The following is a 9,029-nucleotide window of genomic DNA, read 5'->3' as shown; positions in this document are numbered from 1 at the left end:
AGGGGTGTCCAGGCGCCACGGCATCTTTATGCCTTGACACCGGGAGAGCGTCTATATATGTCTTTTTTAAGCCCGATTCTAACAACGCTAAACCGGCCAAAGGCGCACCGCCAGCCGAGCTGGCGTTAGAACTGTGCCACTTTATCTGGGAGCGGGCTAACCAAAGAAGGCGCGGACGCCACTGGCTTGCCAGCGCAGCGATTAGTCCTCAAGGAAGTCTCGCCATTCAATCAGTAGGTCTTTGAAATCTTCTAAGCCACAGCTGGCGCGAGACTCAGCGTCGTAGAAATCCATATCTTCGTCGTTCAGCTCTTCCAGTGAGTGCTCTTGCAGCAGCTCATGGGCAATAACATCGGCGTCTTCGCGGCTCAGTTTCAGCAAAAAGTCATGGCCGTGCCAGTCGAACTCTTGCAACTCACCATGTAATAGCGCGTCGATTTTTTCTAGCAGCATGGCCAGGGTGTGTAAATCGTCGCCTAAATCGTCGCTGAGCCAAAAGCCAAAGGCTTCATGGTCCATCGATAAACGTGCACAAGGGAGCTGGCGCTCATTGTAAAAGAAACGATAATCCATGCCGGTTATTCACTATCAGCCGGTGTGGCCAAAGGCCATCCACCCAAGTCTTTGTAACGGTTAATGATGTAGCAAAACAGTTCTGCGGTTTTTTCGGTGTCGTAGGCGGCACTGTGCGCTTCGCTGTTATCAAACTCGATACCAGCCATTTTACAGCTTTTGGCCAATACGGTGTGACCCAGAGAAACGGCGGCGATGGAGGCGGTATCGAAGGACGAAAACGGATGAAATGGATCACGTTTAATGTCGTTGCGAGCCACAGCTTCACGCAGGAAACCATGGTCAAAATGGGCATTGTGCCCCACCAGTACAGCGCGATTGCAGCCGTAGTGTTTCACTTCTCGGCGAATGGTTTGAAACATGCGGGTTAATACGTCAATTTCAAACTCGGCATCGCGCTCTGGGTCGAAGGGGTCAATGCCGGTAAAGTCCAGTGCTTCTTGCTCTAAATTTGCGCCATCGAACGGATGCACATGAGCTGACAATGTTTCCTTGGGATAAAGATAGCCCTCGTCATCCATGCCTAGGGTGACCATGGCAATTTCCAGCAAGGCATCGGTGCGGGCGTTAAAGCCGCCGGTTTCGACATCTACTACCACGGGTAAAAAGCCGCGGAATCTTTGTGCCATCATGGATTTTTCTTGCGTATCACTCATGCCTTGCCTTATTTGGTCGGATAAATAAATGCTAACGGTCGAATCAGTAGTCCAGCTTCCAGCGCAGGGTTTCACCAGCCCGCAAAGGTACAATGACATCGCTGCCAAAGCTCATTTCCGCCGGCACCTGCCAATTTTGGCGCACCAGGGTGATTTCGTCGCTGTTGCGCGGTAGGCGATAAAAATCAGGACCAAAGAAACTAGCAAAGCCTTCCAGCTTATCCAGCGCACCTAAGTCCTCAAATATTTCGGCATACAGTTCAATGGCCGCGTAGGCGGTATAGCAACCGGCACAGCCACAGGCACTTTCTTTGTCGCCTTTAGCATGGGGGGCGCTATCGGTACCGAGGAAGAACTTGGGGCTAGCGCTGATGGCTGCTTCCTGCAGCGCTTGCTGGTGACGGCCACGTTTGAGTATAGGAAGGCAGTAATAGTGCGGCTTGATGCCGCCCACCAGCATATGATTGCGGTTGTAGGCGAGGTGCTGCACGGTAATGGTGGCACCGACATGCGGGCCTTGCGAGTTGACAAAGTCAACGGCATCGGCGGTGGTAATATGCTCAACCACCATGCGCAAGGTCGGATGCCGTGCAACCAGTGGCGCCAAGATTTCATCTAAAAAGCGCTTTTCACGATCGAAGATATCCACTTCTGAATGCGTGACCTCGCCATGAACCAGTAGCGGCATATCGTTTTCTGCCAAGGCCGCCGCAATGTCATCCAGCTTGCTGAGGTCGGTTACGCCCGAATCAGAGTTGGTGGTCGCACCAGCGGGATACAACTTTACCGCGACAACAAAGCCTGACTCTTTAGCCTCCCGAATCATCTCCGGTGTTGTGTTATCGGTCAGATACAACACCATTAACGGATTGAAACTGAGTCCTTGCGGTACTTTTGACAAAATACGGTCACGGTAATCGCCTGCTTGCTCAGCATTCATAACTGGGGGCTGCAAATTAGGCATCACAATGGCACGTCCCATGACCCGTGCTGTCGCCGGCACGGTATGTTGCAACACTGGGCCATCACGCAGGTGCAGGTGCCAATCGTCAGGGCGAGTCAGAGTAATGCGGTCGGTCATGAGCAGCCTCGGTCGGTGAAAAGATTTAACTGGCGCGCATTGTACCGGAAGCCAAAGCAAATGCCGATGCAACAAATGGACTCAACTTTATCGCCAAACCGCCGATAGCAACAAATACCAGAAAACCGCTCTGCCAAGGGCATAAACATAGAGCAAACAATGGCCAACACAGACTGACATGATGCTGCCTAACCTAAACAGGGCCAGCCGCCTCGGGCTGGCGTGCTTGCTCTGGCCTTGGCTGGCGCAGGCGCTGGAATATGGCGGCTCAGTGGAGACCACCGAGTGGTCGCTGAGCGGCTCCATTTTTGAATGCGTGTTTGAGCAGCGCATTCCCGGCTACGGTCGTGCACAGTTTTACCACCAAGCCGGCGAGGATGTTGAGTTCAGACTGTTAGCTGACCGCAATCTAATGGCGTATAGCAATGCACAGGTGAGTATTTTGCCACCGCCTTGGCAACCCAGTGGCCGCAGCGAGCCGTTAGGTACCAGCAAGATCATCAATGACAGCCCTAATTTGGTGCTGGATAACAACCGTACGAATCAGTTTTTGCATGCCCTATTGCAAGGCAAGCAGCCCACCATTGCCCACGAAACCTATTACGACCAAGGTCGCGCCGTTAAAGTGCACGTATCGGCGGTGATGTTTAAAGACTACTACCAAGATTATCTGCAGTGTGTTGATCAGCTACTGCCAATGAATTTCAACCAGGTGGCGCGCTCACGGGTATTCTTTAAATCGGGCGAGAAAGGGCTGGACTTAGGCGATAAACGCCTGCTGGACCGAATTATCTTCTACGTTAAAAGTGACCCACGTATTTTTGCTATTTATCTGGATGGTCATGCCGACCGCTTAGGCCGTCGATATGATAATCGACAAATGTCAAAAGCCAGGGTCGAAGCAGTCGAGCGATATTTTATTCTGCAAGGCATCGACCCTGAAAAAATCACCACCCGCTTTCATGGCGGGCGCTATCCCGTGGCCAGTAACGATACCGCCAGTGGACGGGCCCAGAACCGCCGTGTCACCATTCGGCTGGAGCAGCGTGAGGACATGGAAATCCCTCCCGAACTGCAGTTCCAATTACCGCCGAGGGAAGGCTTTAGCAGCGCACAGCGATGAATAAAGTTCGGTAGAAAACCCTTCTGGCAAAATTTAATCCCAAGCAGTACAATGCGCTGCTTTATGATCGCCCGCTGCGAAAAACGCGCTCCTGCGTCGACAACAAGCCGGGCAAGCCAAGCTGGAGAACATGCATGTCAGACATCAAAAAAGTGGTGTTGGCTTACTCTGGCGGTCTCGATACATCGGTGATCGCCAAGTGGCTGAAAGAGCAATATCAATGCGAAGTCGTCACCTTTACTGCCGACCTAGGCCAAGGTGAAGAGGTTGAGCCTGCGCGCGCCAAAGCCGAAGCATTGGGCATTAAAGAAATCTACATTGATGATTTGCGCGAGGAGTTTGCGCGTGACTTTGTTTTCCCTATGTTTCGTGCTAACACCATTTACGAAGGTGAGTACCTATTGGGCACCTCCATTGCTCGCCCACTGATTGCTAAGCGTCTGGTTGAAATTGCCAACGAAACCGGCGCCGATGCCATCGCCCACGGTGCTACCGGTAAGGGCAACGACCAAGTGCGTTTCGAACTTGGCGCCTACGCATTAAAGCCGGGTGTGAGAGTGATTGCGCCGTGGCGCGAATGGGACTTGAACTCGCGTGAAAAACTGATGGCCTACTGCGAATCTCACGGCATTCCGGTGGAAAACAAAGCCGGTAAAAAATCGCCCTACTCCATGGATGCCAACCTGCTGCACATTTCTTATGAAGGCGACTTAATTGAAGACCCTTGGGCCGAACCCGAAGAAGATATGTGGCTGTGGTCAGTATCGCCAGAGCAGGCACCGGACGAGCCCACCTATGTTGAAATTACATATCAACAAGGCGATCCGGTGGCCATTGATGGCGTTGAAAAATCGCCAGCGACCATTATGGAAGAGCTAAACAAACTCGCCGGTGCCAACGGCATCGGCCGGGTCGACATAGTTGAAAACCGCTACGTTGGCATGAAAGCCCGCGGCTGTTATGAAACGCCGGCGGGCACTGTGCTGCTAAAAGCACACCGGGCGATTGAATCCATCACTCTGGATCGCGAAGCGGCGCATTTAAAAGACGAACTGATGCCGCGCTATGCCAAGTTGATTTACAACGGCTACTGGTGGTCACCCGAGCGTGAAATGCTGCAAGCGGCCATTGATGACACGCAAAAAATGGTCAATGGTGTCGTGCGGTTAAAACTCTACAAAGGCAACGTCATTGTCGTGGGCCGTAAATCTGACGACTCCTTGTTCTGTGAGTTGACTGCGACATTTGAGGATGACGATGGCGCTTACGATCAAAAAGACGCCGAAGGTTTTATTCGCCTCAATGCCTTGCGCCTACGCACGGCAGCGAAAAAGGGCCGCTCGCTTTGGTAAGCAGCGTTGGTAAATATCAGAACCCGCCACTGGCGGGTTTTTTTATGCGCCAGGTGGCCATTTCGGTGTTTTAGCTCGCCTTTGGGTAGGCTCCAATCGTTAAGGCGCCAGTTTCTCCTTGGTCCCAGCCCATCGTTAACAGCAGGGCAGCACGCCAACACAGATGCTCAAACAGCAACAAAGCGTTGCAAAATAAGGTGTTCTCCCCTCAGCAAAGTGTTTTATGCTGAACAGACTAGGTTATCGGAGCGGCTAATGACGAAGTGGCTGTTCATTCTGGCATTGCTTTTCAGCCATATGGTGCTGAGCGCAGAAAGCGGTACTCAATTTGAGTTAACGTCTACGGCATGCCTGCAAGCTGAGTTTAACGATGATCACCCTTGGTGGCACGGCGGCAGTGAGCCCAGCGACGACGCTAACCTGGTAAGCCTGAGTGTGGTGCCACTCGCCCCACGCTCTGAAGCATCTGTTACGGTGGCCACCACTGAAGTGATCACTGCTCAGCAGGCCACACGCCCAATTCGGGCACCGCCCCTTGTTCTCCTGTCCTGACTTTTCCCTTTGACACTATGGGCCATCACAATGGACCCGAGGAGAACAACCATGAGCAAGTTAACTCTGTATCCAGTTTTAAATGTCGATGAACTGATTCGTCCTGACGAAGCTGAAATGCTGACATTCAACAGCCCAGCTATGTCCTTTTTCACCGACTTCATGCGTACCGAGCCTCTGGTAATTGAGGCTGACCTGCCAGCTGCAGCAGCTCGCCAAGGCATGTTGACCACCCATGTGCGTTTGCAACTGGTGGTTGATAAACACGGTGCCTTTATTGGCGTGATCAGTGCACAGGATTTATCCGAGCAGGCCATCGTCCGCCATATCGGCGAGCGTCGGGTAGCGCGCGAGGACATTCGCGTTGCCGATTTGATGACTCGCAAGCAGGATTTATTGGCATTACACATTGGCGAGGTCGAGCACGCTAGCATCGGTGATGTCGTCGCTTTTCTGAAGGACAATCATCAGCAACACTGCTTGGTGGTGGATGAACCTCGGCATCAGGTGCGCGGTATTTTCTCTGCCAGTGACATTTCTCGGCGCTTGCATTTGCCCATCGACATTCAGGAGCAATCGAGCTTTTACAAGGTGTTCAGTCAAGTCGAACAAGATCGTCCTGTCATGCGCGCTTAGCGCCCATAACTAGAAGCTTCGTGCCAGTAAGCGCTCTGGTATCGGCATGTCTCGCAGGTGGTGACTCCATTGGCATGAGACAAGGCGATGCCAGAGGGCTTGAAGGGCCGGCAGACAGTAAGCGAACGTGTGACTCGACATGCGGTGTTTTCTTTTCACTGCTTAGGCGTGGTAACCGGCACCACTAACTGGGGACGTATGCCCTGCTGCTCTAACAGCCGAGCTAAACTGCCATCTTGGGTGATTTGCTCCAATAGCGCATTCATGGTCTCAACGCTGGGGTCGTTATCTGGTCGCACCAGCACGGTGTGGCGATAGAGCTGGTCGGACTTCTCACTCAGCAACAAGCGCTTTGCTCGCTCAGGATAAAGACTCATATAGCGATCTAAGTACGACTGATTAACAATCAATACATCGCCGCGACGCTCAAATAGCAGATCAAAGTTGCGCCTATGATCCCAGCTCAGCAGCATGTTGTAGTGCTTTCTTAGATAATCTTCATCACTATTGTGGCCGGCTAAGCCATAGTGATAACCCAAAATACCAATAAGGCGATGCCGGCTCAGATCATCAAAAAAGCTCTGCTCCCGCTCAGGATCAGCCAATGCCACATAGAGCTCGCGTCCGCGCTGATAAACAGCGGAGGTATCAATATCAATGTTGCCCCAACCCCAGTCTTTGCTTTCATAAAACAGCAAATCGTAATCGCCCGAGAGAAACGCCTGATAACGGCGCTTGGGGGAGATCATCACCGGCTCAAAGCGATATTTTTGTTGCTTATTATTTAAAAGCGCCAGCAAGTCGATGGTCAGCCCTTGAAACGGTTGGTCTTCGTCGCCTGTCATTTCAACAAAGGGAGCGAAGGGATACACCCCCACAGCCACACGCTGCTGCGCGTGACTCAGTAATACCAAGCTGGTGAGCAAGAGCGTCAATCCAGTGCGAATCATAAAACCTCAACAATAACAGCGCGTCTAACAGGTTTAGCCGTTTTTCCACCACCTGCCCAGCGTTGGCGCAAATCCGCTACTGGGGTGTATTTGAATAACTCAAGGCACCCATACTCTGAGTTTAAAGCGCCGGTTAACGCGAATATTGGCGACATAATTGCAACCACTCCTGAATGGCAGCGGTTTGAAACTTTTGCCGATGCATGACCAAATACAACCGCCGCTCCATGTTGAGACCTGCCAACTGCAGCTGCACCAACCGCTGGCGAGCAAAGGCATCTTCCAGGGTGATACGCGACAAACACCCCAGCCCGAGGTTAGCCTCAACCGCGCGTTTAATGGCCTCGGTATGCTGCAGCTCAAGGCGAATGTTTAACTCAGATAAACATTGATAAAAGGCACGTTCAAACGCTTGGCGTGTGCCAGAGCCCTGCTCGCGCACTATCCACGGGTGAGCCGTCACATCACTTAACGTCAGTGGGTGGGACTGCTGTAGCCTCGCCAGCGGGTGCTCGGGGTGGCAGAACACCGCCAGCTCGTCATTCATCCACACCTCGGTCTGTAACTGAGGGTGATTGATCTCACCCTCGATTAAACCCACATCCAATTGATAATCGAGCAGCTGCGCAACGATTTGACGCGTATTGCCAACCTGCAAGTGCACACGAGAGCCTGGATGACGACTCATAAAGTCCGCCATCAGCGGCACTGCTAAATAGTTACCGATCGACAGCGTTGCCCCAACTTGCAAGCTACCAATGGCGGTGTGCTGCAACAACTGCTGCTCCAGCTCCTGAGCCTGAGCCAGCAGTGACTCGGCTTTAGGAAGCAGCAGGCGACCTTGGTCGTTCAACTGCAGCCTTTTGCCAATGCGATCAAACAACTGCAAATCAAACTGCTGCTCTAAATCACGCAAAGCACTGCTGGCCGCACTTTGCGACATGGCCAGCGCCTGAGCAGCACGCGTCAGGTTGTTGTGGCTAGCGACAGCAACAAACACTTGCAGCTGTCTCAATGTGTACTTCATATCAGAAAAACCGAATATCTATATTAGGTTTAATTGTTTTACCGATAATAACTATCAGAGTACCGTGTGACCATCCGTAAATTGGCCAGAGAAGCATTATGAGCAATCTGATTCGTGAAACCGTCACCAGCGTGCACCACTGGAATGAAACCTTATTCAGCTTCACCACTACCCGTAACCAGGGCTTGAGGTTCAAAAACGGTCATTTCACTATGATTGGTTTAGAGGTCGACAGCAAACCCTTGCTGCGCGCCTACAGCATTGCCAGCGCCAACTACGAAGAAGAAATGGAGTTCTTCTCAATCAAAGTGCCCGACGGCCCATTAACATCACGGCTGCAAAAACTGGCCGTGGGCGACGAAATTCTGGTGGGTACTAAACCTGTTGGAACACTGGTCACCGACAATTTGCTGCCTGGCAAAAACCTGTACCTGCTCAGTACCGGCACTGGCTTGGCACCCTTTTTAAGCATCATCAAAGATTTTGAAATCTACGAGCAGTTTGAAAAAGTCGTGCTCACCCACGGAGTGCGCTACGTTTCCGAACTGGCCTACCAGGATCGCATTCAAAGCGAACTGCCAAATAATGAATACTTTGGCGATATGGTCAGCCAGCAGCTGATTTACTACCCCACGGTCACGCGTGAACCTTTCCGCAACCAAGGCCGCCTAACCGACTTATTGGCCTCGGGCAAACTGACGCAGGATATTGGCCTAGCCGACCTAGACCCAGAAAATGACCGCTTTATGCTGTGCGGCAGCCCAGCCATGCTGGCAGACCTAACCGCCATGTTGGATGACATGGGCTTTCAAGAAGCACGCGGCGGCAAGCCAGGTCACTATGTAATTGAAAGGGCCTTTGTCGAAAAGTAATCTTTTATAAAACGGGGCCACGCTGGCCCCGTTTTTTATGGCTGACTCTCAGTAAATAGGATTCACTCATGGACCGACTGGTTGAACTTTAAGCAGCTGTCGGTCAATTTTCTTATCGTGACTGATGGGATGGACGCTCTCCCATTTGGTTCCAGCGTCAAAAGCGCTAAAGTTTTAGTTCAACAAAAAACTCAACAAATGAGGAGC

10 protein-coding genes are annotated in these 9,029 nt (G+C 51.9%); 5 read left to right on the top strand and 5 right to left on the bottom strand.

The genetic code is table 11. The features are described 5' to 3' along the window. Nucleotides 1-201 precede the first annotated feature (201 nt). From IE090_RS16690 to pyrC, 3 genes are read right to left on the bottom strand one after another with little or no spacing between them, the layout of a single operon-like run. On the bottom strand, nucleotides 202-573 hold the full coding sequence (locus IE090_RS16690; RefSeq protein WP_189390187.1) for a YacL family protein: 372 nt from the start codon (nucleotides 571-573) through the stop codon (nucleotides 202-204). A gap of 5 nt (nucleotides 574-578) precedes the next feature. Then, nucleotides 579-1,229 carry a ribonuclease T gene (rnt, locus tag IE090_RS16685; RefSeq protein ID WP_189390186.1) on the bottom strand — a complete coding sequence of 217 codons (651 nt, stop codon included), beginning with the start codon at nucleotides 1,227-1,229 and terminating at the stop codon, nucleotides 579-581. Nucleotides 1,230-1,272: 43 nt separating this feature from the next. Continuing rightward, nucleotides 1,273-2,310 carry a dihydroorotase gene (pyrC, locus tag IE090_RS16680; protein WP_189390184.1) on the bottom strand — a complete coding sequence of 346 codons (1,038 nt, stop codon included), beginning with the start codon at nucleotides 2,308-2,310 and terminating at the stop codon, nucleotides 1,273-1,275. Between the two features lie 178 nt (nucleotides 2,311-2,488). Between pyrC and IE090_RS16675 the strand changes: the two genes are divergently transcribed. From IE090_RS16675 to IE090_RS16660, 4 genes are all read left to right on the top strand, one after another. After that, the gene (locus tag IE090_RS16675; protein WP_189390182.1) at nucleotides 2,489-3,433 is read left to right on the top strand and encodes a flagellar protein MotY; all 945 of its coding nucleotides are present in this window, start codon (nucleotides 2,489-2,491) and stop codon (nucleotides 3,431-3,433) included. A 134-nt stretch (nucleotides 3,434-3,567) separates the two neighbouring features. Then, nucleotides 3,568-4,785, top strand: a complete 1,218-nt coding sequence (locus IE090_RS16670; protein ID WP_189390180.1) for an argininosuccinate synthase — start codon at nucleotides 3,568-3,570, stop codon at nucleotides 4,783-4,785. A 255-nt stretch (nucleotides 4,786-5,040) separates the two neighbouring features. Continuing rightward, on the top strand, nucleotides 5,041-5,337 hold the full coding sequence (locus IE090_RS16665; RefSeq protein WP_189390178.1) for a hypothetical protein: 297 nt from the start codon (nucleotides 5,041-5,043) through the stop codon (nucleotides 5,335-5,337). Nucleotides 5,338-5,388: 51 nt separating this feature from the next. Continuing rightward, nucleotides 5,389-5,973, top strand: coding sequence for a CBS domain-containing protein (locus IE090_RS16660; protein ID WP_189390176.1), 585 nt, complete (start codon nucleotides 5,389-5,391; stop codon nucleotides 5,971-5,973). Between the two features lie 155 nt (nucleotides 5,974-6,128). Here the strand turns inward: IE090_RS16660 and IE090_RS16655 are convergent, their stop codons facing one another. After that, nucleotides 6,129-6,923: a substrate-binding periplasmic protein gene (locus tag IE090_RS16655; RefSeq protein ID WP_189390174.1), complete on the bottom strand. Its 795-nt coding sequence runs from the start codon at nucleotides 6,921-6,923 to the stop codon at nucleotides 6,129-6,131. Between the two features lie 133 nt (nucleotides 6,924-7,056). Continuing rightward, complete coding sequence (locus tag IE090_RS16650; protein WP_189390172.1) at nucleotides 7,057-7,950, bottom strand: LysR family transcriptional regulator; 894 nt, start codon at nucleotides 7,948-7,950, stop codon at nucleotides 7,057-7,059. Nucleotides 7,951-8,048: 98 nt separating this feature from the next. On the opposite strand from IE090_RS16650, the gene IE090_RS16645 reads away from it, so the two are divergent. Beyond that, a complete protein-coding gene (locus IE090_RS16645; RefSeq protein WP_189390170.1) occupies nucleotides 8,049-8,822 on the top strand; it encodes a ferredoxin--NADP reductase in 774 nt (257 codons plus the stop codon). The last annotated feature ends 207 nt before the right edge of the window (nucleotides 8,823-9,029 follow it).

Origin of the sequence: Bacterioplanes sanyensis, assembly GCF_014652515.1 — a bacterium.
In the GTDB taxonomy this organism is placed as follows: domain Bacteria; phylum Pseudomonadota; class Gammaproteobacteria; order Pseudomonadales; family Oceanobacteraceae; genus Bacterioplanes; species Bacterioplanes sanyensis.
The sequence above is the reverse complement of the archived record's forward strand: the minus strand, read 5'-3'. Positions and strand labels throughout refer to the sequence as shown.

Coding starts and splice junctions, on each gene's coding strand:
- IE090_RS16670 (WP_189390180.1), top strand. CDS start 3,568: ATGTCAGACATCAAAAAAGTGGTGTTGGCTTACTCTGGCGGTCTCGAT.
- pyrC (WP_189390184.1), bottom strand. CDS start 2,310: ATGACCGACCGCATTACTCTGACTCGCCCTGACGATTGGCACCTGCAC.
- rnt (WP_189390186.1), bottom strand. CDS start 1,229: ATGAGTGATACGCAAGAAAAATCCATGATGGCACAAAGATTCCGCGGC.
- IE090_RS16655 (WP_189390174.1), bottom strand. CDS start 6,923: ATGATTCGCACTGGATTGACGCTCTTGCTCACCAGCTTGGTATTACTG.
- IE090_RS16665 (WP_189390178.1), top strand. CDS start 5,041: ATGACGAAGTGGCTGTTCATTCTGGCATTGCTTTTCAGCCATATGGTG.
- IE090_RS16675 (WP_189390182.1), top strand. CDS start 2,489: ATGATGCTGCCTAACCTAAACAGGGCCAGCCGCCTCGGGCTGGCGTGC.
- IE090_RS16690 (WP_189390187.1), bottom strand. CDS start 573: ATGGATTATCGTTTCTTTTACAATGAGCGCCAGCTCCCTTGTGCACGT.
- IE090_RS16650 (WP_189390172.1), bottom strand. CDS start 7,950: ATGAAGTACACATTGAGACAGCTGCAAGTGTTTGTTGCTGTCGCTAGC.
- IE090_RS16660 (WP_189390176.1), top strand. CDS start 5,389: ATGAGCAAGTTAACTCTGTATCCAGTTTTAAATGTCGATGAACTGATT.
- IE090_RS16645 (WP_189390170.1), top strand. CDS start 8,049: ATGAGCAATCTGATTCGTGAAACCGTCACCAGCGTGCACCACTGGAAT.